Source organism: Moritella sp. (assembly GCF_013215705.1).
In the GTDB taxonomy this organism is placed as follows: domain Bacteria; phylum Pseudomonadota; class Gammaproteobacteria; order Enterobacterales; family Moritellaceae; genus Moritella.
The window spans coordinates 63,639-85,552 of record NZ_JABSQR010000017.1; the positions used below are offsets into that span (position 1 = coordinate 63,639).

Here is a 21,914-nt window from a genome sequence, read left to right on the forward strand (position 1 = left end):
ATCGATTAATAAATTGCGTACTGCCATACCGCTTACAATTATGCAGTTTATCTTGGATATAAATAAAAATTGAGAAACCTATCATACGTGTTTTTTATTCGCTAGGGTATCCGACCTCTATTAAGTTTATTACGGACGAGTTCATGGACATTGTATTTATTGAAAAATTGGAAGTTTTTACTACGATCGGTGTATATGATTGGGAAAAAGAGATCATTCAACGATTAGTCTTTGATTTAAAAATGGGCCACGATAATCGCCCTTCAGCACTGACTGATGATATTACTAAGGCGCTGGATTATTCAGCTGTGGCTAAATTAGTCACAGATTTTGCACAAAACAATATTTTTGAGTTAGTCGAAACAATGGCTGAGCAAGTGGCTGAGCTATTAATGACGACGTTTGGTATCCCTTGGATCAGCTTAAAACTCAGTAAACCGGGTGCGGTGGCGAATGCTGCTACTGTCGGTGTGTATATTGAACGTGGTCAGCGTGATGGAACGTTAGCGTAATGGCCTTAGTGTATATCGGCATCGGTAGTAACATTGATAAAGAATATCATGTTGCGAATGCGCTGCAAGATCTGGATAAACGGTTTGATGATTGTCGTGTTTCACCTATTTTCGAAAGTGCTGCGGTTAATTGCATCGGTGATAATTATTACAATTTAGTGATGGAATTTACCACATCGTTATCTATTCACGAATTAATGCAGTGTTTAAAAGATCTTGAGATCATACATGGACGTAAAGCCACTGATCGTCGTTATGCACCGAGAACGTTAGATCTGGATCTCTTGTTGTTCGATAATATCATCCAATCGGCCCCCCCAGTTTTACCGCGTCCTGAAATTATTTATCATGCTTTTGTGCTATGGCCTCTCTCTGAGCTAGCCCCCGATTTACGCCATCCGGTGTCTGGATTATCCATGGCTGAATTGTGGCGTGATTTTGACAAGTCAACACAGGTATTAAGGCTAGCCGAGTGGCAATGGCCGAAAATAACTGAGCTAGCTTAACTATGTTCATTGTTCATTGTTAATCGTTAAGGTTAATATTACTGATTAGCATTGATGTTATTTAAACTAATTTATTTTAATTATCACCATAAAGGAAATATGAATGAGTATGTTGGAAGTGATCGTTCTGGCATTAATTCAGGGGTTAACTGAATTTTTACCGGTATCAAGTTCTGCTCACCTTATCTTACCGTCGCAATTATTAGGCTGGACAGATCAAGGTCTTGCTTTTGATGTGGCCGTACACATAGGCACATTATTAGCGGTACTTATTTATTTTCGTGACGAAGTCGGCACAATGGCAGTTGCTTGGGTACACTCAATATTTAAACAACAACACAGTAAAGACAGTCAGTTGGCATGGTGCATTCTTTTAGCAACCATTCCGGCGGCATTTTTTGGCTTCTTTGGTAAAGATTTTATTGAGTTATATTTACGCAGTACTACGGTGATCGCCACGACAACGATCATCTTTGGCTTGTTATTATGGTGGGCAGATGCCAATGCGACGCAGATAAAAGACGAGTACAAAACCGGTTGGAAAGGCGCATTAATCATAGGTTTTGCGCAAATGTTAGCACTGGTCCCGGGGACATCTCGTTCGGGAGTGACCATTACGGCTGGTTTGATGTTAGGGCTAAGTCGTAGTGCCGCGGCGCGCTTCTCATTCTTAATGTCGATTCCGATTATTGCCATGGCGGGTGGTTATTTAACACTGAAATTAGTACTGCATGGTGATGTCGTTGAAACCCTGCAAGCGGGTGACATCATTACGACAGTACGCGCTGTTGATTGGTTTGCAATGGGCTTAGGCGTTGTAGTTTCTTTCTTTAGTGCCGTTGCCTGTATCCATGTATTTTTGAAAGTGCTTGAAAAAGTCGGCATGTTGCCGTTTGTTATCTACCGCCTACTGTTAGGCGCTGGTCTGTTTTATTTAATCTATACTCAAGGGCTTTAATTCCCTCGATTAGCATTAGTACTAAAGACTAAAGACTAAAGACTAAAGAGAGAAAAGGCTGTTACCAGTGAGGTAGCAGCCTTTTTTGATCTTGCATGTTAATCATCATTTATGACAATTACTTATTGAGATCGTAATGTGGTTAATGCTGCAATACGTTGGGTTGTTAATTGCTGTTTGATTTCTGCGCCACGGAACCCTGCCGCAATGATCGGTTGTACTGCAATATTACAAGCCGCATGAAGCATTTTTGTCAGATATTGGGTCGGTTTATATTCATCGACTAATTTACTGACTTGGCTGCTTGAACAGGTCAACAATATTTGCTGAAAACGTTCGGGTTTACGCCATGCGTCGGTATTGTCGAAAAGGCTGATAATATCAGTAGGCTCTAAGGTTAGAGCGCTGTGAATGTTTTCTTGTTGTGCGCTAACTAGCAAAGCTAAATCTCGGTGTTCGTTAGGCACTTTACAGCGCTTGGCCAGTGCTTTAATACTGACTTGAGAATTATCAAGTTTCTGCATCAATGCAGCAAAGCGAATGGCTAAATCAGCCGAAAGTAATGCCGTTTTCTGTAGCTGAATTAAGGCTTGCTGGCCGACAGTTTTAGTTTCATTGTCACCTTCGCTATGTGTATTTAGCATTCGCTCAAAGAGAGCATCGAGTTCGGGTAAGATAACTGCTAATGCGCCAATTTCATTTAACACGTGGAAAAATATTTCTGGATTCGCTGCTGATAATGTCTTTTCAACTTCTTGCCATACGCGCTCGGGGGTTAATTCAGCAAGATCACCTGCTTGTGTCATCTCTTGCATCAATGTCAGTGTTTCTTTGGCAATGGTAAAACCAAGCTGATGAAAACGCGCGGCAAAACGGGCCACGCGTAGAACGCGTAATGGGTCTTCACTGAAGCTCTCTGAGATATGACGCAGTATGCGATTATCTAAATCTGATCTAGCATTGAGTGGGTCGATGATTTGACCGTTTATATCTTCAACTATGGCATTAATGGTTAGATCTCGGCGCACAAGATCTTGCTCAAGCGTCACGTCGGGTGCTGCGTAGCAGGTAAAACCTGTATAACCAGAACCACTTTTTCGTTCGGTTCGTGCCAGTGCATATTCTTGCTTACTGCTCGGGTGTAGGAATACAGGGAAATCTTTACCGACTTGCTGATAGCCTTGTTCGAGCATTTCTGCGGGTGTTGCACCAACAACCACAAAATCTTTATCTTTTACCGGTAGAGATAATAATTTGTCACGAACGGCCCCGCCGACTAAATATATTTGCACTAAACAACCCCTGTTACTTTGCTGATGGCTTCAAGATAATTACATGGTATTCATTAATTATACCTTAACTACTTAGAAACTCGATCTTTGCTGTTGATTATGGGCGTTTACTTGCTGTCATTAAGTCTGAGTTGATGGATAATGAGCTCCTAGCGACTTATTCATGAATAAAGTTGTATTTCTGTCGCCTATTTTTGACATTTTGTTGTCTAGCTATTAACGTGAAGCATCAACCATAGGATGATAATCATAGATGTATACTGAGTTTTTTCATTTAAAAGAAATGCCTTTCTCCATTGCGCCCGATCCGCGTTTCTTTTTTATGAGTGATCGACATAAAGAAGCACTAACGCACCTGACCTATGGCTTACAAGGTGCGGGTGGTTTTATCATGTTGACTGGTGAAGTTGGAACGGGGAAAACAACAGTATCACGCGCCTTGATACAAGAACTCACCTATACGACTGTTGTGGGTTATATCCATAATCCTGCAGTCAGTGAATTAGAATTATTGGCGACCTTGTGTGATGAATTTAAACTTGATTATGATCAGCATAATTTGAGTTTAAAAGTGTTGTTCGATTTATTGCATTACTTTCTGTTAGATAATTGTCAGCAAGATAAAGCCTGTGTGGTTATCATTGATGAAGCACAGTTATTATCAACAACGGCCTTAGAGCAATTACGTTTATTAACCAATCTCGATGTTGAACATAAAAAACTGTTACATATCGTCCTCATTGGTCAGCCAGAATTACAGCAAAAACTAAAGCTACCAGAGTTACGCCAACTCGCGCAACGTATTACCGCTCGTTATCATTTATTGCCTTTAACAGAATTAGAACTGGCCAGTTATGTCGCTTATCGGTTAAGTATTGCATCGGGTAATCCGGGGTTATTTAGTCGTAAAATATTAAAACTCATTCACCGACATACCGCTGGGCTTCCCCGTTTAGTGAACCTTGTTTGTGATAAAGCACTTTATTATGCGTTCAAAACCAGGGACGATAAAATTACCTCTCAGCATGTTAAAGCCGCGGTTACAGCCGTTGCTATTACTACGCCGGTTAAAGCCAACAACAACGCGCAGAGTTTAGCTGCACTTGCAGTCACTGTATGTCTTGGATTGGTGATCACTGGCTTTCAGTTTGGGTTGTTTAATTTTGTTGAGGATGACAGCGCCACCACGCCAGTTGACAAGGTTACACCTATCATCGCCACTACTAACGCAGAGATTCTGTTAGCGCGTGCTAGTAATGACGTGATGTCTGACAAAGCCTTGTTCAGCGATATTAAATCGGCGCGACAACGTAGCGCGGCAACCCAGTTTTTATATAAAGAGTGGGGTTACGACATTGCCTTGAACGATGCCACTTGCCGTAATGCACAACACGCTAATTTACGTTGTTTGCAGCGCCAAGGTAATTATGCACAGTTAGTGCAATATAATTTACCTGCGGTGGTACGTCTGTTAGATAATTTAGGTGAAGGCTATTACGCGACCTTACTGAGTATTACGCCATTGGGGGTGGAACTACAATTAAGCAGCAGTCATCTACTGGTGAGCCAGGCCTGGTTTGAGCGATACTGGAGTGGTGATTTTACCTTATTTTGGACCGCGCCAAGTCGTTTTGAAAATAGCTTAAAGCAACACGATAAAGGTGAATTAATTCGTTGGTTAGATCACAATGTGAGTGCTGCGCTTGGCGAAAATGCATTATCAGGGACGAGGTTTGACTGGCCATTACTGAAAAAAGTGATGCGTTTTCAAAAGCAGTCAGGCTTAACAGCAGATGGTATTGTGGGCCCTCAAACTATGATAACCGTCGTCCATTATGCTGACAGCACTGTGCCTAAATTGAATATCGCCACACATCTTGCGGAGGATAAATGAACTTTATAGTTAGTAAAAAATTACGCATATTGGCTGTCAGCTTGATCGTTAGTTCATTATGGAACCCAACCTTACTCGCTAATAGCAATATTTCAGCGGGCGTTGAGCAAACTGATCCACTTATTATTTTGAAGTTAGCAGATATAGAATTTGAACATCCGCTGTCAGTGGTTAAGATACCGGCACAAGTGGTCACACCTTCATATTCAGCAAAGCACTCAGAGACTATCGTGATACCGAACCGTCAATCGAAAGCCAAGATGGATAGCCGCTCTGAACTATTAACCATGAATGCGGAATTAGCCAATGAGCAGGTGTCTGCAGAATTACTGGCTAAGTTTAATCGTGCGTTAACAGCAACAAATGATAACGATAATATCCCTGTCAACGCGGTTACAGAAAGTTATAATGCCGTCCCTATCGCGGATTTACCACAGTACTTACGCGCACAAATACCGGACATTAGTTATAGCTCACATATATATTCGTCGAACGCTAAAAATCGCAGTGTGCGTCTTAATAATCGAGACTTACGAGAAGGTAGTTGGTTAAGTGATGATGTGGAGATCTTAGAAATATTACAAAATGAGGTGATTATGCGTGTTGGTGTGCAAAGTTTCAGTTTACAAGCGTTATCTGACTGGTCTGCATAATCAATTTAATCAGCTAATCTAAGTGGTCAATATAGATATAAGGGCGTTGTGATACTCCCTTATATCATCTACGCTATCCCAGTTAGTCTCTGAGCTAGAGTATTGCATCGTCCATACCCAAGTTATTTCAAGATGCTATATCAGAGACGAGCAGGGATATCAGAACAAGGCGCAATATGTAGATAATGGTTATTCCATTTTCATATATTGCAACGCGGTACTGTTATTCCTGCTCGCCTCCCGCAGGGCAAAACGAACGAAGGCATCTTCGGCGTTATGAAGTCTTGATTTAGAATAACTAAATCCTCGACTTCATGCCTTGAATATACGCTTCATTCGGTTTGCTGATTGTGCATCTTGAAGTAGCTTGGGTATAATTACTGCTTGGCTAATTTATTAATCACCTTATCAGCTTCAGACATAATACGTTCTACGATCACTGCAACACTCGGTACATCATTGATCAAACCTTGCGATTGACCAATAAATTGCACGCCTGTGGTGAGGTTACCTGCAATCGTTGCTGCTTCTAGTTTCTCTGTTGCGGCACCAAAATAAGATAGTTGCTTGATCTTGTCGAACTGCACAAATACCCCTGCTACAAGCTTCCAAAATGGTAGATCAACCATTTTTGCGGCCTTCACCGATTTAAATAATGCTAAAGCGAAGTTCATTGGTTTCTTGGTTGCTTTAATCGAAGCTGGGGTTTTTAGTACGCGGGCATAAAGACCATCAAAATTCTTCGAATAAATAGTATCGTTTTCTGATTTAGTGGTGATGACTTGTTTAACGTCATGATGCAATGCACTTTCTTGGCTGGTGGCAAAACGGGATCCCATGGCCACACCGTCAGCGCCTAAAGACAGCGCTGCAACTAAGCCTCGTCCATCAGCAAAGCCACCCGTTGCGATCACTGGTATATCAACAGCACTGGCAATTGCAGGTACAAGTACCAGTGAGGTAACTTCACCACCATGTGCAGCAGCTTCATGACCCGTTACCATCAAGGCATCGGCACCAATCGACTGTGCTGATTTTGCATGTTTTTCGTTAACGACTGTCGCAATGACTTTACCGCCATAAGCATGTACCTGTTCAACGATCCACGCACCTTTACCTAGTGAAAAATTAATCACAGGTACTTGTTCTTCAATACCTACTTTAGCATTCTCTTTTGCACCCGGCATAAGCAGCGTGACGCCAATGCCAAATGGTTTATCGGTGAGTTCACGGATCTTTCTAATTGCAGCGCGGGTTTCTTCCTGGCTCAATGGCCCTGTTGCTAAAATACCTAAACCACCGGCATTGGAAACAGCAGCAACAAGTTCTGGTTTTGATATCCAACTCATACCTGGCAAGATGATAGGATGCTCAATCCCTAATAATTCTGTAATCCGTGTTTTCATCACTTTATCTCAAGATGCAAAAAAAGGTTGGAAAATAAACTAGCATAAATACACTAATACATACAGATGTTAATGATATGTTTATTTTTAACAGAATTATTTATCATAAAATTTTAATAATGACAACTTTAGTTTAGGTATGTCCTGTCTATTGTTAATCAACAATATTATCTGCTGAGTCAGCAGATCCTCAAGTGTAAGACATCGACTATTTATGGTGGGGGATATAGCCGTTATGTCACGGTGTCTATCTCGATGTTATGTCTGGTCTTACACTCGTAAATAACAGCTATTACCATTAATATCATGCGCTTACTGCTTTGTGGTTTTTATTTCTTGTAAATAAATGTAATTTAATCGTTTTGTCTCACTTGTTGCGCTGCGTTAATGGCGTATATTTATAAGCACAAGGACGAGGCGGGAACATCTTCAGGAAGAAGACTAAAGGATTAAGTTGCAGGACGCGACACACGGACAGCTTCAGGAAGAAGACCAAAGGATTAAGTTGCAGGACGCGACACAAGGACAGCTTCAGGAAGAAGACCAAAGGATTAAGTTGCAGGATGTAACACAGAAATAGATCAGGATCGATTTATTGTGCTAGGAAGGCAAAAGGACACTCCGACGGATTGGGAAGTGGAAATTTAATGGAATAAATGGAGTCAGGATTTTAGCAGGGTTGCTACAAGTTTCATGGATTGAAAGTATAGACTTTAGGGCGGCACAGTGTGCCGCCTTTTCTATTTCTGGGATTTAATAAACGCTTTTTTACGATTTTCCACCAACTTATTTTTCTGGCATAACTCATCTCATCTTATATAAACTTACTTCCTTGGTTTTTTACCTTTAGATCTACTTATAGGTGTTGATGGTATGTTTGTTTTTAACAATATTATTTATCGTTAAATTTTAAGTTTTACAACTTTAGTTTGGGTTTATTCTGTGTATTTTATATGCACAATATTATCTACTGAGTGGCTAGATTTCGATGTGTAAGACATCGACTATTTATGGTGAGGGACATAGTCGTTACATCACTGTGTCTATCTCGGTATTAGACCTGGTCTTACACTTGCATTTAATTTATATATTCAATATTATCAATAACTTAGTGTTTAATGTGTTTTGTAGCTTGTAAATTTTTGTAATTTAATTGAATTTACGCGCTTGTTGCTCAGAGTTAATGACGTATATTTATAAGCACAAGGACGAGGCGGGAACATCTTCAGGAAGAAGACCAAAGGATTACGTTGCAGGATGCGACACAAGGAACATCTTCAGGAAGAAGACAAAGGATTAAGTTGCAGGACGCGACACAAGGACAGCTTCAGGACGAAGACCAAAGGATTACGTTACAGGATGTAACACAGAAATAAATCAGGATCGATTTATTGTGCTAGGAAGGCAAAAGGACACTCCGACGGATTGGAAAGTGGAAATTTAACGGAATAAATAGAGTCAGGATTTAGCAGGGTTGCTACGCGTTTCATGGATTGAGATATATAGACTTTAGGGCGGCACACTGTGCCGCCTTTTCTATGTCTGGGATTTATGCAGATACAAAAAAGGCGCTAAATAAATTTAACGCCTTATCGATTCTTACTCACTTAAGTAATAGTTGGTTGAACGATTACTTACTTTTAGATTTATTTTTCTTGGTACGTTTTTTGGCTTTAAGCTTCGCTTTCGCTGATGTTTTATTTTTACCAGTCGCCGCTACTTTCGCTTTTTTCTTAGTTTTCGATACTGCAATTTTATTCTTTGGTTTTAAATCTTGAATTACACGACGCTTAATTGTTTCTTCGGTATAACGTTCAATTTTACCAAAGATACGTAGATCATGCGCTTCAACCAATGAGATCGCTGTTCCTTTCTTACCAGCACGTGCAGTACGACCAATACGGTGAACATAAATTTCCGCACTACGTGGTAAATCAAAGTTAAATACATGGCTTACATCTTGTACGTCAATACCGCGAGCAGCAACGTCGGTAGCAATCAGAACTTTTACTTTATCATTTTTGAACTGGTTCAAAGAACGCGTACGTTTCGCTTGATCCATTTCACCACGTAAATATGCACACGGGATGTCTTGTGATTGCAGGTAGCTAACAAGCTCGGCAAGGCGTTCACGGGTTTTTACAAACACGATAGAACGTGTTGTGCTTTCATCTCGTAACCAATGCACTAACAAGGCTTGCTTGTGTGCGTGATTATCAACATGGTGCATGAACTGATGAATTTTAGCTTTTTCTCTACGAGAAGGATTCGCTGTAAACTCAACAGGTTCATTCAATAGTTCTTCAGCAAAACGATCAATACCGCGACCTTCTAGGGTTGCAGAAAATAGCATTGTTTGTTGACGACGGGTCATTTCATTAGTGATTCTTTTCACATCATCATAGAAACCCATATCTAACATACGGTCAGCTTCATCTAGGATCAGTACTTCAATGGCTGCACATTCAAATGCATCACGGCGGATGTATTCTAATAAACGCCCCGGCGTTGCAATGACAATATCAAGGTTATTTTTTAATACTTCTGCGTGTAGGGCATAATCAACACCACCTGTGACCATCGATACTTTATGGTCAGTATAAGCCGCTAGCATTTTAGCTTGTTGGAATACCTGACTCGCGAGTTCTCGCGTTGGTGTCAAGATAAGTACTCGTCCAGGACCTAATTCGCGACGTGGAAAGTCCAGCAGATGTTGAATAGCTGGTAATAAAAATGCCAGCGTTTTACCTGTACCAGTCGGTGCAGATGCAAGGATATCTCTACCTTCCATGGCCGTTGGCAGTACTTGCTGTTGAATCAATGTTGGTTGAACAAGATTATTATCAGTAAGTGCTACAATTAATTGAGGGTCTAGATCGAGACTTTCGAAGTCCATAAAACTACCGTATAACAAGAGGTTAAAAAGGAAGATGAGGTTATCATTTGCTGTAATTAAACAATGACACGTCAAATTTTGGAACGTTAATCAGTCATTATGGCAGATATGAGGCCTGGAGGGTATTGGTTTTCTACTCAAATGACGAAATAATCACTATTATAAAACTTATGATTTATCGGTGTTAGCAGCGCGGTTGTAGTGTCAGTTTGGATCTAGAAATACGCTATAAACATGTTTGATGGTTGGTTATATTCATTAGCTTGAATGCTGTATTTTTGTTATCTTAGCGGAGTTATTTTATTATTAAGGTGTGTTTTCGATGAACCCTCGTGGTCTATTTTCTGCTGTATTATTGTCATCTATGGCATTGTTACTGTCTTTATCCCCTTCAATTCATGCTGCTGAAGATAAGTATTATTCTGAGAATGATGGTGCTATCTCTAATAAAGGTTATTGGGGTAAACAGCGTGGTCACCTTGGTGGTGAAGAGCAACGTAAACCAACGCTTGTAGTCGAAGCGCCAGAAGAACCTGCATTTGAATCTTTCGAATTTTTAAAACCACTTTATTCTAATCTCAGTTTGGGTTTACAGCTGCACAGTAACTATGGTGATTACGACCGACACGGTACATCGTTAGCGAATAACCCAGGGTTTGATTATGTGCTCGATAATGTTTTTGCCGATGACCTGGTTTGGCAAGCGAATATCGATTACAAAAATGAGGATATATTAATCTCTAATGGTATCGGTATCCTACCTGAAGACAGTCCTGTCGGCGTTGGTGTGAATGCTTTTTGGGATGTTGAAATGAACTCGGGCAATCATCGTCTATCTATCGGTAGTAAATACGATGATCCAAATTATATCTTCAATCTTTCATCGAATATTTATTTCCCCTTGTCAGGTAAAGGCAGTAAAGATGATCTGGTTAACAGCATCGATATTCGTGCGGAAGGGGCTATCACTCCGACCTTGCAATTTCATAGTTCTTTGGAATACTTCTTTGGTGATGACATTACAGTGAGTCATGATTACGAGCCAACGGATAATAGTCATAAACTAACTGCGGGGCTGGATTACACGCCAATCCCATTATTGCAATTAGGTGTTGAAGCCACCAAAGTGCAAGATCATGATGTCGGCTACGGGGTTTATATCTACTTTAATTATGATCCATGGCGACCATTAAATGAACAGCTTGAATTTATTTTAGATAATGGTTTTTCGATGCATCAAATGATCCCATTCTCGCGTTCTAAAGTGCTTGCGCGCACTGCTGAGTAATAATAAGTGAGATATTTTACCGTTATGTTAGAGAGTGAAGAGTAGTCTGTGAACGATAAAAATAATGGTTTTAGCTTTAAGCAGTTTCATGTTTCACATGCCGATTGTGCGATGAAAGTGGGGACCGACGGAATTTTACTCGGTGGTTGGGCAGACGTAACAACAGCGTTCACAGCACCATTAAAAGTACTGGATATTGGCACCGGTTCCGGGCTTATTAGCTTAATGCTAGCGCAACGTTGTCAGGGAAATATGCAGGCCATTGCGATTGATATTGACGTGTCGGCATGCCAGCAGGCAAAAATCAATGTAGATAACTCACCATGGTCATCTTCGATAGCAGTTAAACATGTTGCTTTACAGGCGTTCACGCAAGCCTGCAAAGATGAATCTGCTAAGTTTGACCTTATCGTCTCTAACCCGCCTTATTTTGTTCATGGCCAAAATTTTGCTGATGACGCCCGTAAAATTGCAAGACACACGGGCAGTTTAACCCATCAAGAACTGGTTGATTGTGCGCTGCAACTGTTAGCACCTAATGGCCGCATTGCCCTCGTACTGCCTTATACGTCGGGATGTGAACTTGTTACTTATTGCCAACAATTAGGTGATTTGAAAATAACTTGCTTAAACATAAAAACCACCCCTACAAAACCTTACAAACGTATGTTGATGAATATCCAACGCGGTGATAACAACTTGGAAAAACAATCGCTTACTATTCATGATCCCGATGGCCGTTACTCTAATAACTATCAGCGGATCACCAAAGCGTTTTATCTAAAAATGTAATTTCACTAAGCTGATATTAGATTTACGCTTGCACTTAATGACCAGATTGTTAGTATCGATTATTAATGGGTGAGTGGCTAATACAAAATTCTTTACAAGAATATAATTATAATACTTTGTGCTACACCGGCTGGGGGGACTACTTCTCCTTGCTTGCTTCATGGAAGAAGTGAATGAATGAACACACAACAATATCTAAGCAGAGAGTATATTAATGACTACTAAGTTAAAAACAGCTGATGTTTTAGCCATCGGTTTTATGACGTTTGCCTTCTTTTTAGGCGCAGGTAATATCATCTTTCCACCGTTAGCTGGTAACCTTGCAGGGCAATCATACATGCCTGCAATGTTGGGCTTCCTTGCTACCGCTGTCGGTTTACCTCTTATTACAATTATCGCGGTCGCAAAAGCCGGCGGTGGTTTAATTGCCATGACACGTTTTTTACCTGCAATGGCGGCAACTGCGTTTGCAGTGGCTATTTATGTCATTATCGGTCCTGCGTTTGCGGCCCCAAGAACAAGTTTAGTTGCTTATGAGATGGGGATTAAGCCTTTCTTAGGTGATGCTGCTAACGATACGACACTGGCTTTGTATTCTGTTGTTTTCTTTATTATCACCGCCTATTTCGCTTTAAGCCAAGGTAAACTGATTGATAATATTGGTAAAATATTAACACCGGTATTAATTATATTATTAGCGGTATTAGCGATTTCGGTATTTATTATGCCACAAGGTGAGATTGGTCTAGCACGTGAAGCGTATATTGATAGTCCATTTACTACCGGCTTCCTCGAAGGTTATAACACCATGGATACGTTTGCGTCGTTAATGTTTGGTATGTTGATCATTAATGTACTTAAAAGCAAAGGCGTAACAGATAAAGCGGGTCAATTTAAATATCTAGTCATGGCGGGTTCTATCGCTGCTGCTGGTCTAGCATTTGTTTATATTTCATTATTCTACTTAGGTGCAACGAGCCAATCGCTTATTGCCGTCGGTGCTGATGTAAATGGTGCGATGATCTTAGCAACTTATGTGCAAGCCTTATTCGGGTTGCCTGGTCAATACATCTTAGCGGCGGTTGTAACATTAGCATGTTTAACTACGGCTATTGGCTTAGCAAGTGCAGTGGCAGAATTCTTCCATGAATTAAAACCACAATGGTCATACAAAATGCTGGTTATTATTAACTGCATCGCATGTGCGATTGTTGCTAACGTTGGTTTATCTCAATTAATCAGTATTTCTGTACCGGTATTATTTGCGGTATACCCGCTGGCTATTGCGATTGTTGCGCTGATTTTATTGCAAGAACGTTTCCCTAATCCACAGTTTGCATTCCGTTTCGTCATGGTTGTTGCATTCATGTTTGGTGTATTAGACGGCATGAAAGTGGCGGGTCTTGCAATGAGTGGTTTTGACTTCTTACCACTATTTGATCAAGGTTTAGCTTGGGTGTTACCGACTGCACTTGCTATCATAGTATCGATTGTTGCAATGCGCCCGCAAGCAAATGTGAGTGCCGCTACCGCAAAATAGTCGATCATATGCTCTAAATGAGACCTGATTAAACTAATTTACAATCCGTTCCTGAGTGAACGGATTTTTTATGCTATTTTTTTGGTGCTTATGGTTTGTCACACTATAATGAGGTGGTTTGATGGGTAATGAATTGTGGTTGGCGTTAGCGATTGTATTTATCATTGAAGGTATTATGCCGCTGTTGCTGCCTAAGCAATGGCAACAAATGCTCTCGTTGATTACCCAGCAGCCCGCTGACAAAGTACGTAAATATGCTGGTTGCCTGGTGGTGACGGGTGTCGTTTTATTGTTTATGTTGTAATTTTTTTGTACAGCAGAACAACCAGTAAACTTGTATTTTCTGATTTTAATGAGATAGAAATCAAATTTTTTAAACATTTTGATTTAATTTTTGCTAGAATCCTCTTTTAACCAACAACCGCGACGGTATCATGGGAAAGAATGTAGTTATTCTCGGCACACAATGGGGTGACGAAGGTAAAGGTAAGGTAGTTGATCTACTAACTGACAGAGCTAAATATGTTGTGCGCTACCAAGGTGGTCACAATGCTGGTCACACATTAGTAATCAATGGTGAAAAAACAGTTCTTCACTTAATTCCATCTGGTATTTTACGTTCAAACGTAAAATGTATCATTGGTAATGGTGTAGTTCTAGCACCTGATGCATTAATGACTGAAGTTAAAATGCTTGAAGAACGAGGCATCCCAGCTCGTGAGCGTATGCTTATCAGTGAAGCGTGTCCATTAATCCTGCCATACCATGTATCGCTAGATGCTGCCCGTGAAAAAGCACTGGGCAAAAAAGCAATCGGTACAACTGGTCGTGGTATCGGTCCCGCTTACGAAGATAAAGTAGCGCGTCGTGGTTTACGTGTTGGCGATCTATTCAACATGGAACAGTTTGCTGTTAAATTGAAAGAAGTAATGGAATACCATAACTTCCAACTACAGCATTACTATAACGAACCAGAAGTAAACTACGAAGATGTGCTAGCACAGATGCACGAAGTTGCCCCTATTCTGCTAGACATGATCGTAGACGTAACGTCACTGCTTGATGATGCACGTCGCCGCGGTGATGACATCATGTTTGAAGGTGCTCAAGGTACGTTACTCGATATCGACCACGGTACTTACCCGTATGTAACATCGTCAAATACAACTGCAGGTGGCGTAGCTACTGGTAGTGGTTTTGGTCCATGTCACATCGATTACGTTCTTGGTATTACTAAAGCTTACACTACACGTGTTGGTTCTGGTCCATTCCCAACTGAACTTGATGATGAAATCGGTAATCACCTAGGTACTAAAGGCCATGAATTTGGTGCAACTACTGGACGTGAACGTCGTTGTGGTTGGTTTGACGCAGTTGCAATAAAACGTGCAGTTCAGTTAAACAGCATCACAGGTTTCTGCCTAACTAAACTAGACGTATTAGATGGTTTAGAAACGTTGAAAATCTGTACTGGCTACATGCAACAAGACGGTTCAATTCTTGACGTGCCACCTATGGCTGCTGACGGTTATGAACTTGTTGAACCTGTATACGAAGAAATGCCAGGTTGGAGCGACGTAACATACGGTGCGACAACACTAGAGCAACTTCCAGAAGCTGCAATCGCTTACATCAAGCGTATTGAAGAAATTACGGGCGTGCCAATTCATATCGTATCAACTGGCCCAGATCGTAACGAAACAATAATATTAGTTAACCCATACGACGTATAAGTCTATTTGGTTATAACTGATAAATAAAAGGTCGCTGGTGCGGCTTTTTTGTATCTTGAATTTCAGGTACAAAAAAGCCGCCTGATTATTCGCTATCGAGTAATCAGGCGGCTTTTAATATCGCTAATCGGTTACTGCTTAATTGCTGCGGTTAGCTGCAATATAAGCCAGTGAAATAAGCGCTTGTTTATATTCTGACTCAGGTAGTACCGCAATTGCTTTAACGGCTAACTCGGCTTCTTGCTGGGCTTTATCAAAACAATAGTTCAGTGACCCGTTACGTTCAAGAATTGCCAAGATCGCCTCAAGATTATCCATGCCATTCATTTTCTCGATAGCTTCACGCACCATTAATGCTTCTTGTTCGGTGCCATGAACCATTGCATGAATTAACGGTAGTGTTGGTTTTCCTTCGGCAAGGTCATCGCCAACGTTTTTACCCATTTCTTGGGCGTCAGAAGTATAGTCCATTACATCATCAATAAGCTGGAACGCAGCGCCTAAATGTACACCGTAATCAATCATAGCTTGTTCAATATCAGCTGGTTGCTCAGAGATAACTGCAGCCAGTTGCGTTGCCGCTTCAAATAGCTTGGCTGTCTTGTAATAGATAACATCCATATAACGCTTTTCGTCAGTGTCGGCATCATTACAGTTCATTAACTGTAATACTTCACCTTCAGCAATCACATTGGTTGCATCAGATAAAATATCGATAATTTTACTGTTATTCAGTTTTGCCATCATTTGGAAAGAACGTGAATAAAGGAAGTCACCCACTAACACGCTTGCCGCATTGCCGAATGCCGCATTCGCAGTTTTGCGACCACGGCGCATGTCAGACTCATCAACCACATCATCATGTAATAAGGTTGAAGTATGAATAAATTCGATAATAGCAGCTACATCTACGTGTTGTTGGCCTTGGTAACCCAGTGCGCGTGCACTTAACGTTGCTATTAGTGGACGAATGCGTTTACCGCCACCATTTACAATGTAATAACCCACTTGATTAACGAGGGCAACATCGGATTGCAGTCGAGCTAAAATGAGTTCATTGACAGCGTCCATATCTTGTTTCGATAACGCTTGAATGGCTTTAATGTCCATGTGTATAAGTTCCGTGCTACTTTTATAGTTGTATGACGATTTTTTAAGACTATTATTGAAGAATGTTTATAGCTACATTCATCGCAAGCCCTATCTTGGTCGTAGGTGATAAGATAAAATCCCTGTCAAATTTATGTCGTAATTGTACACTAAATTGCAATTGCAGAAAGGATTAAGCGGTCGCGATTTACTACTTTCCTGCTTATTTATATTTATTTTAAAAATGAGCTTGCCTAACCGGGGAGTTTTGAGTAGAATTCGCGCCATTGTTATAAATTATCATGACGTGTCGCTACCTAAGGTATGCTGGACACGGATCGGAGTCAGAAAACATGTATGCTGTTTTCCTAAGCGGTGGCAAACAACACCGCGTTGCTGAAGGTCAAACTCTTCGTCTAGAACTTCTAGACGTTGAAGCTGGTTCAAGCATCGAATTTAACGAAGTATTAATGGTTGCAAACGGCGAGAATATCGAAGTTGGCGCACCTTACCTTGAAGGTAAGAAAATCACTGCTGAAGTGGTATCTCATGGACGTGCGGACAAGGTTAAAATCCTTAAGTTCCGTCGTCGTAAGCACTCTCGTAAACAGATGGGTCACCGTCAATGGTTTACAGAAGTTAAGATTACTAAAATCGCTTAATTAGGAGTTCTAAAAGATGGCACATAAGAAAGCTGGTGGTAGTACCAACAACGGTCGTGATTCAGAAAGTAAACGCTTAGGCGTTAAACGCTTTGGTGGCGAATCTGTTCTTGCGGGTAACATTCTAGTTCGTCAACGTGGTACTAAATTCCACGCTGGTACAAACGTAGGTTGTGGTCGTGACCACACTCTATTCGCTAAAGCTAGCGGTAAAGTGCAGTTCGAAATTAAAGGACCACAAAACCGTAAGTTCATTAGCATTGTAGCTGAATAATTTCAGTACAAACTAAGAATTTTAAAACCCCGCCTATATGGCGGGGTTTTTTTATTGCTAAAATTAATATGAGCAATAAAAAACTAAAATAGTAAACATTGAGAGAGAATATTGACCCATACTTGCTGGTTAAGCTTGGTTAGTCATGATACTCCATAATAAGTTGATAGTTGCACGGATTGATTAATTCACCAACCGAGTGAAAATGAGGTCAGTACGCGATTAATTAATCCGTGCAACTAACTGCATTCCTAATTTGTAGGAGCGATAGCGAAATGAAATTTGTAGATGAAACCCGAATCAAAGTTGAAGCCGGTGATGGCGGCAGTGGTTGTGTAAGCTTCCGCCGTGAAAAATATGTTGCCCGTGGTGGCCCAGATGGTGGTGACGGCGGTGACGGTGGTCATGTATATATGATTGCTGATGAAAACTTAAATACGCTTGTCGATTTTCGTTTTGTTCGTTTCCATAAAGCTGAACGTGGTGAGAATGGTCGTGCTAAAGATCAAACTGGCGCACGTGGCGAAGATATTACTTTACGTGTACCGGTTGGTACGCGTGTTGCTGATGATGATACTGGTGAAGTTATTGCCGATCTTGTTATGCATGGCCAACGTCAAATGGTCGCGAAAGCTGGCTTCCATGGTCTTGGTAACACCCGTTTTAAAAGCAGTGTAAACCGTGCACCACGTCAAAAGACGTTAGGTACACCAGGTGAAGTGCGTAGTTTACGCCTAGAACTGATGTTACTTGCTGACGTAGGTCTATTAGGTCTACCAAACGCAGGTAAATCTACTTTTATTCGTGCAATCTCTGCAGCGAAACCAAAAGTAGCTAACTACCCGTTTACCACATTAGTACCTAACCTAGGTGTAGTAAGTGCAGGGCCTGAACGTAGCTTCGTGGTTGCCGATATTCCTGGTCTTATTGAAGGCGCTTCTGATGGTGCTGGTCTAGGTATCCGTTTCTTACGTCACTTAGAACGTTGTCGTTTAATGGTTCACATTGTTGATCTATTACCTGAGGACATAAGTGATCCAGCAGAAAACGCAAAAGTTATTGTGAGTGAGCTGAAGAAATACAGTGAAAAACTCGCAGCAAAAACATGTTGGTTAGTATTTAACAAAACCGATCTTGTATTAGAAGACGAAGCGAACGAAACAATTAAACGCGTTGTAGAAGCGATTAATTGGGAAGGCGAAGTATATACTATGTCTGCTTCAAGTGGTGTTGGTACCAAAGATCTTGTTCGCGCGATGATGGAGCAAATTGAATCACTGCCGCGTCCGAAGATTGAAATGCCAGTTGAAGATGACGGTGATGTTGGTTTCTTATGGGATGAATACCATAAAGATCAAATTGCTAATCACGCCGTTATCGAAGAAGATGATGATTGGGATGACTGGGACGAAGAAGATGACGGCCACGTTATCTATGCTCGTGACTAAGCGTCTACTTTATATATGTTTATAGTGAAAATACCAGCCTCGTGCTGGTATTTTTTTAATTAAAACTATACTTTTAGGCATTTGATTTGTAATTCTTACTGAAATCATAGTTTTATGTAATAAGGTATGCTTTTATGACAAAAAACTTCCATTCTAATATGAATTAGCAGATAATCCCGCCCGTTCACAAAGTGAATATAGCAGGTAATAATTACCTATATTTTAAATCCGGTTATTTAATAATTGTCAGCTTAGAACTTTCCACTTTTCCGCTAAGCGACAGCCATTTATTAAACAGCCAGTCACCTTGGTTTGTATCTATCAGTTGCATTAAAGAGCAATAAGGTCAGACAGCCACTGTCATACAGTGAGTAAGGTGAACAAAACCAAAAGTGAGTACCTTAATGAATTCCGCGAGTCAGTCTACCCCGGCAGCAACAAACACCTCTGCTTTTGCAACTTTGATGGAAAAGTTGTTCAAGCTAAAAGCACATAACACCACGATTAAAACAGAAGTAATGGCAGGTTTAACGACTTTCGTTACCATGGCTTATATCCTATTTGTTAACCCTGATATCATGTCTATTGCAGGCATGGACTACCAAGCGGTATTCGTTGCAACAGCATTAAGTGCCGCAATTGGCTGTATCTTCATGGGTCTTTATGCGAACTGGCCTGTGGGTCTAGCGCCAGGCATGGGGCTTAACGCCTTCTTTACCTTTGCTGTCGTAAAGGGCATGGACTATACGTGGGAAGTTGCATTAGGTGCGGTATTCATTTCAAGCATTGTATTTGTATTGATGAGTGTGACGAGACTACGTAGCTGGATCATCGATAGCATTCCAAGTAGCTTACGTTATGCAATGACTGCGGGTGTTGGTCTGTTCTTAGGTATCATTGGTTTAAAAGCTGCTGGTATTATCACTGCAAGCCCTGCAACACTCGTGACACTGGGTGACTTTAATGATCCGAAAGTGATCTTAGGCGCCGTCAGTTTCCTTATTATTGCTATCTTAGCCACACGTAAAGTATTCGGTGCCGTATTAATTGGTATTATTACGGTTACTGTGATGGGTGGGGTTCTGGGATTAGTCTCCTTACCTGACCAGCTTGTATCACTACCAACCGGTTTATCAAAAACATTCATGAAAATGGATGTCATGGGTGCGTTAGACGTATCGATGGTAAGTGTTATTCTCGCCTTCCTATTTGTGAACATGTTTGATACTGCCGGCACTATGATTGGGGTGGCCGAAAAATCAAATATGTATAACGAAGATGGAAAAATTGAAAATTTAAACAAAGCCTTAGCCGCTGACAGTGTGGCAAGTGTGGTTGGTGCGGTAATTGGTTGTCCACCGGTAACAACGTATATTGAAAGTAATGCCGGTATTGCCGAAGGTGGCCGTACTGGTTTAACTGCGGTTGTTGTTGGTCTGTTATTCTTAGCATCGATGTTCTTTGCGCCGATTGCCCAGATTGTACCTAGTTATGCGACTGCGGGTGCGTTGATCTACGTTGCTTTCTTAATGGTTGGCAGTTTACATAAAGTTAACTGGGATGAATTCACCGATTATGTACCAGCGGCAATCACTGCAATCATGATGCCGTTAACGTATTCAATCGCTGACGGTATTATCTTAGGCTTCTTATCATTCACTATCATTAAGCATGGTACAGGTCGTTCTGCCGATGTGTCTTTAGGTATGAATGTATTGGCGGTGGTATTCATTGCGAAACTCGCGTTTATCTAATGCGTTAGATAGCCAACATTGACGGTACCTGTGTGCCGCTAATGGGATAAAAAAGTGCCAGCTGAGTATGCGCGATGCGTGTATATTAGGCTGGCATTTTTGATCTGCAAACCCGGTAGGTGTTGCCCCTATGACCTTAAGTGTTACACTTTCCTTTCATCCATTTTTATCTTAGCGGGGCAGAATGCCAAAATTAGAATCTCAATGTTGCCCAGAACCACAATGTAGTGCTGAATTACCTGCATTAGATGATCAGCATATTGCTACTCTTGCGCATCTTTTTCATTTGTTAGGCGATGAAGGCCGTATCCGCTTAGTGCTGGCCTGTATGGCTGGACCTGTTCCTGTCTCTGAGTTATCAGCGGTTACTGGTATGTCACAATCACTGACCAGCCATCATTTACGTCATTTACGTGAAGCGCGTATTTTACGTTCTGAACGTCAAGGTAAACAAATCCTCTATCGACTGGATGATCACCATATTCGTCATGTGGTGCATGATCTGGCTTGTCACGTGACCGAGCATGAATAATTTGTATTAAAGCTCCTAGCTTAAAGCGTTATTTTAACGAGAGTATCATGCGCAATCTGTTTATTGAATTTTTAACCCAACTGGGCTGTGCCGATCGCGCCCATGATATCGATCATATTGAACGGGTGGTTGCGACCGTGAGGCTATTGGGCGAGCGTGAAGGCGCAGAGTTGGCGATCTTAGAGCCAGCTGCTTGGTTGCATGATTGTGTTTCAGTTGCTAAAGATCACCCGCAGCGCCAGCAAGCCTCGTTGTTAGCTGCCGATCGCGCTGTGGCGTACTTACAAGAGATTAACTACCCTCAGCAATACCACAGGGCTATTCATCATGCCATCGTCGCACATAGCTTTAGTGCTGATATTACGCCTGAAACGTTGGAGGCGAAAATATTACAAGATGCTGACCGTATGGATGCACTCGGTGCGATTGGTATCGCCCGTTGTATTTTAGTCGGGGGCAAGTTAAACCGTCAGTTGTATAGCAGTATTGATCCACTTTGTGCAGAACGCGAACCAGATGATAATGTGTATACCTTAGATCATTTTTTTACCAAGCTATTAACGCTGGGTGATCGCATGCATACACCAGCGGCAAAGGCGGAAGCACAACGACGCAGTGTGTATATGCGTGACTTCTTAGTCCAACTGCAGTCGGAATTGTTATCGTCGAATTAAGCCGATAGACT

General features: G+C 41.2%; 20 protein-coding genes. 16 read left to right on the top strand and 4 right to left on the bottom strand.

Translation table 11 applies throughout. The features are described 5' to 3' along the window. Nucleotides 1-143 precede the first annotated feature (143 nt). From folB to HRT96_RS12700, 3 genes are all read left to right on the top strand, one after another. Nucleotides 144-512: a dihydroneopterin aldolase gene (folB, locus tag HRT96_RS12690; protein WP_006033361.1), complete on the top strand. Its 369-nt coding sequence runs from the start codon at nucleotides 144-146 to the stop codon at nucleotides 510-512. Next, entirely contained in the window at nucleotides 512-1,018 is a 507-nt protein-coding gene (folK, locus tag HRT96_RS12695) for a 2-amino-4-hydroxy-6-hydroxymethyldihydropteridine diphosphokinase (protein ID WP_293157160.1), read from the top strand. Before folB ends, folK begins: the two co-directional genes overlap by 1 nt. 103 nt (nucleotides 1,019-1,121) lie before the next feature. Further along, nucleotides 1,122-1,976, top strand: a complete 855-nt coding sequence (locus tag HRT96_RS12700) for an undecaprenyl-diphosphate phosphatase (RefSeq protein WP_293157163.1) — start codon at nucleotides 1,122-1,124, stop codon at nucleotides 1,974-1,976. A 122-nt stretch (nucleotides 1,977-2,098) separates the two neighbouring features. Here the strand turns inward: HRT96_RS12700 and HRT96_RS12705 are convergent, their stop codons facing one another. Then, nucleotides 2,099-3,268, bottom strand: coding sequence for a multifunctional CCA addition/repair protein (locus HRT96_RS12705; protein ID WP_293157166.1), 1,170 nt, complete (start codon nucleotides 3,266-3,268; stop codon nucleotides 2,099-2,101). 253 nt (nucleotides 3,269-3,521) lie between these two features. Here HRT96_RS12705 and HRT96_RS12710 point away from each other — a divergent pair, with 253 nt between their 5' ends. Together HRT96_RS12710 and HRT96_RS12715 are read left to right on the top strand one after the other, a co-directional pair. After that, nucleotides 3,522-5,162 carry an ExeA family protein gene (locus HRT96_RS12710; RefSeq protein ID WP_293157169.1) on the top strand — a complete coding sequence of 547 codons (1,641 nt, stop codon included), beginning with the start codon at nucleotides 3,522-3,524 and terminating at the stop codon, nucleotides 5,160-5,162. Then, the gene (locus HRT96_RS12715) at nucleotides 5,159-5,815 is read left to right on the top strand and encodes a general secretion pathway protein GspB (RefSeq protein ID WP_293157172.1); all 657 of its coding nucleotides are present in this window, start codon (nucleotides 5,159-5,161) and stop codon (nucleotides 5,813-5,815) included. The genes HRT96_RS12710 and HRT96_RS12715 overlap by 4 nt, the downstream gene beginning before the upstream one ends. 377 nt (nucleotides 5,816-6,192) lie before the next feature. Here HRT96_RS12715 and HRT96_RS12720 read toward each other — a convergent pair whose 3' ends face one another. Beyond that, nucleotides 6,193-7,221, bottom strand: a complete 1,029-nt coding sequence (locus HRT96_RS12720) for a nitronate monooxygenase (protein ID WP_293157175.1) — start codon at nucleotides 7,219-7,221, stop codon at nucleotides 6,193-6,195. 1,630 nt (nucleotides 7,222-8,851) lie between these two features. Beyond that, a complete protein-coding gene (gene srmB, locus HRT96_RS12725; protein WP_293157178.1) occupies nucleotides 8,852-10,117 on the bottom strand; it encodes an ATP-dependent RNA helicase SrmB in 1,266 nt (421 codons plus the stop codon). A gap of 322 nt (nucleotides 10,118-10,439) precedes the next feature. On the opposite strand from srmB, the gene HRT96_RS12730 reads away from it, so the two are divergent. The 5 genes from HRT96_RS12730 (at nucleotide 10,440) to HRT96_RS12750 (ending at nucleotide 15,470) form a co-directional block, all read left to right on the top strand. Then, complete coding sequence (locus tag HRT96_RS12730) at nucleotides 10,440-11,405, top strand: inverse autotransporter beta domain-containing protein (RefSeq protein ID WP_293157181.1); 966 nt, start codon at nucleotides 10,440-10,442, stop codon at nucleotides 11,403-11,405. A gap of 48 nt (nucleotides 11,406-11,453) precedes the next feature. Beyond that, nucleotides 11,454-12,197 (top strand): methyltransferase, encoded by a 744-nt coding sequence (locus tag HRT96_RS12735; RefSeq protein ID WP_293157184.1) that lies wholly within the window; start codon nucleotides 11,454-11,456, stop codon nucleotides 12,195-12,197. Nucleotides 12,198-12,411: 214 nt separating this feature from the next. Further along, on the top strand, nucleotides 12,412-13,737 hold the full coding sequence (brnQ, locus tag HRT96_RS12740) for a branched-chain amino acid transport system II carrier protein (protein ID WP_293157187.1): 1,326 nt from the start codon (nucleotides 12,412-12,414) through the stop codon (nucleotides 13,735-13,737). Between the two features lie 121 nt (nucleotides 13,738-13,858). Then, nucleotides 13,859-14,041, top strand: a complete 183-nt coding sequence (locus tag HRT96_RS12745) for a DUF2065 family protein (RefSeq protein WP_293134813.1) — start codon at nucleotides 13,859-13,861, stop codon at nucleotides 14,039-14,041. A 130-nt stretch (nucleotides 14,042-14,171) separates the two neighbouring features. Beyond that, on the top strand, nucleotides 14,172-15,470 hold the full coding sequence (locus HRT96_RS12750; RefSeq protein ID WP_293157190.1) for an adenylosuccinate synthase: 1,299 nt from the start codon (nucleotides 14,172-14,174) through the stop codon (nucleotides 15,468-15,470). Between the two features lie 138 nt (nucleotides 15,471-15,608). Here HRT96_RS12750 and ispB read toward each other — a convergent pair whose 3' ends face one another. Further along, nucleotides 15,609-16,580, bottom strand: coding sequence for an octaprenyl diphosphate synthase (ispB, locus tag HRT96_RS12755; protein WP_293157193.1), 972 nt, complete (start codon nucleotides 16,578-16,580; stop codon nucleotides 15,609-15,611). Between the two features lie 332 nt (nucleotides 16,581-16,912). Here ispB and rplU point away from each other — a divergent pair, with 332 nt between their 5' ends. The 6 genes from rplU to HRT96_RS12785 all read left to right on the top strand — a co-directional run bounded on the left by rplU (nucleotide 16,913) and on the right by HRT96_RS12785 (nucleotide 21,903). Next, a complete protein-coding gene (gene rplU / locus HRT96_RS12760) occupies nucleotides 16,913-17,221 on the top strand; it encodes a 50S ribosomal protein L21 (protein WP_006034531.1) in 309 nt (102 codons plus the stop codon). A gap of 16 nt (nucleotides 17,222-17,237) precedes the next feature. Then, entirely contained in the window at nucleotides 17,238-17,495 is a 258-nt protein-coding gene (gene rpmA / locus HRT96_RS12765) for a 50S ribosomal protein L27 (protein ID WP_006034530.1), read from the top strand. Nucleotides 17,496-17,770: 275 nt separating this feature from the next. Continuing rightward, nucleotides 17,771-18,943: an Obg family GTPase CgtA gene (cgtA, locus tag HRT96_RS12770; RefSeq protein WP_293157196.1), complete on the top strand. Its 1,173-nt coding sequence runs from the start codon at nucleotides 17,771-17,773 to the stop codon at nucleotides 18,941-18,943. 404 nt (nucleotides 18,944-19,347) lie between these two features. After that, nucleotides 19,348-20,697, top strand: a complete 1,350-nt coding sequence (locus HRT96_RS12775; protein ID WP_293157199.1) for an NCS2 family permease — start codon at nucleotides 19,348-19,350, stop codon at nucleotides 20,695-20,697. Nucleotides 20,698-20,881: 184 nt separating this feature from the next. Beyond that, a complete protein-coding gene (locus HRT96_RS12780; protein ID WP_293134838.1) occupies nucleotides 20,882-21,229 on the top strand; it encodes a metalloregulator ArsR/SmtB family transcription factor in 348 nt (115 codons plus the stop codon). A 47-nt stretch (nucleotides 21,230-21,276) separates the two neighbouring features. After that, entirely contained in the window at nucleotides 21,277-21,903 is a 627-nt protein-coding gene (locus HRT96_RS12785) for an HD domain-containing protein (RefSeq protein WP_293157202.1), read from the top strand. Nucleotides 21,904-21,914 lie beyond the last annotated feature (11 nt).

Coding starts and splice junctions, on each gene's coding strand:
- folB (WP_006033361.1), top strand. CDS start 144: ATGGACATTGTATTTATTGAAAAATTGGAAGTTTTTACTACGATCGGT.
- folK (WP_293157160.1), top strand. CDS start 512: ATGGCCTTAGTGTATATCGGCATCGGTAGTAACATTGATAAAGAATAT.
- HRT96_RS12700 (WP_293157163.1), top strand. CDS start 1,122: ATGAGTATGTTGGAAGTGATCGTTCTGGCATTAATTCAGGGGTTAACT.
- HRT96_RS12710 (WP_293157169.1), top strand. CDS start 3,522: ATGTATACTGAGTTTTTTCATTTAAAAGAAATGCCTTTCTCCATTGCG.
- HRT96_RS12715 (WP_293157172.1), top strand. CDS start 5,159: ATGAACTTTATAGTTAGTAAAAAATTACGCATATTGGCTGTCAGCTTG.
- HRT96_RS12720 (WP_293157175.1), bottom strand. CDS start 7,221: ATGAAAACACGGATTACAGAATTATTAGGGATTGAGCATCCTATCATC.
- srmB (WP_293157178.1), bottom strand. CDS start 10,117: ATGGACTTCGAAAGTCTCGATCTAGACCCTCAATTAATTGTAGCACTT.
- HRT96_RS12730 (WP_293157181.1), top strand. CDS start 10,440: ATGAACCCTCGTGGTCTATTTTCTGCTGTATTATTGTCATCTATGGCA.
- brnQ (WP_293157187.1), top strand. CDS start 12,412: ATGACTACTAAGTTAAAAACAGCTGATGTTTTAGCCATCGGTTTTATG.
- HRT96_RS12745 (WP_293134813.1), top strand. CDS start 13,859: ATGGGTAATGAATTGTGGTTGGCGTTAGCGATTGTATTTATCATTGAA.
- HRT96_RS12750 (WP_293157190.1), top strand. CDS start 14,172: ATGGGAAAGAATGTAGTTATTCTCGGCACACAATGGGGTGACGAAGGT.
- ispB (WP_293157193.1), bottom strand. CDS start 16,580: ATGGACATTAAAGCCATTCAAGCGTTATCGAAACAAGATATGGACGCT.
- rplU (WP_006034531.1), top strand. CDS start 16,913: ATGTATGCTGTTTTCCTAAGCGGTGGCAAACAACACCGCGTTGCTGAA.
- rpmA (WP_006034530.1), top strand. CDS start 17,238: ATGGCACATAAGAAAGCTGGTGGTAGTACCAACAACGGTCGTGATTCA.
- cgtA (WP_293157196.1), top strand. CDS start 17,771: ATGAAATTTGTAGATGAAACCCGAATCAAAGTTGAAGCCGGTGATGGC.
- HRT96_RS12775 (WP_293157199.1), top strand. CDS start 19,348: ATGAATTCCGCGAGTCAGTCTACCCCGGCAGCAACAAACACCTCTGCT.
- HRT96_RS12780 (WP_293134838.1), top strand. CDS start 20,882: ATGCCAAAATTAGAATCTCAATGTTGCCCAGAACCACAATGTAGTGCT.
- HRT96_RS12785 (WP_293157202.1), top strand. CDS start 21,277: ATGCGCAATCTGTTTATTGAATTTTTAACCCAACTGGGCTGTGCCGAT.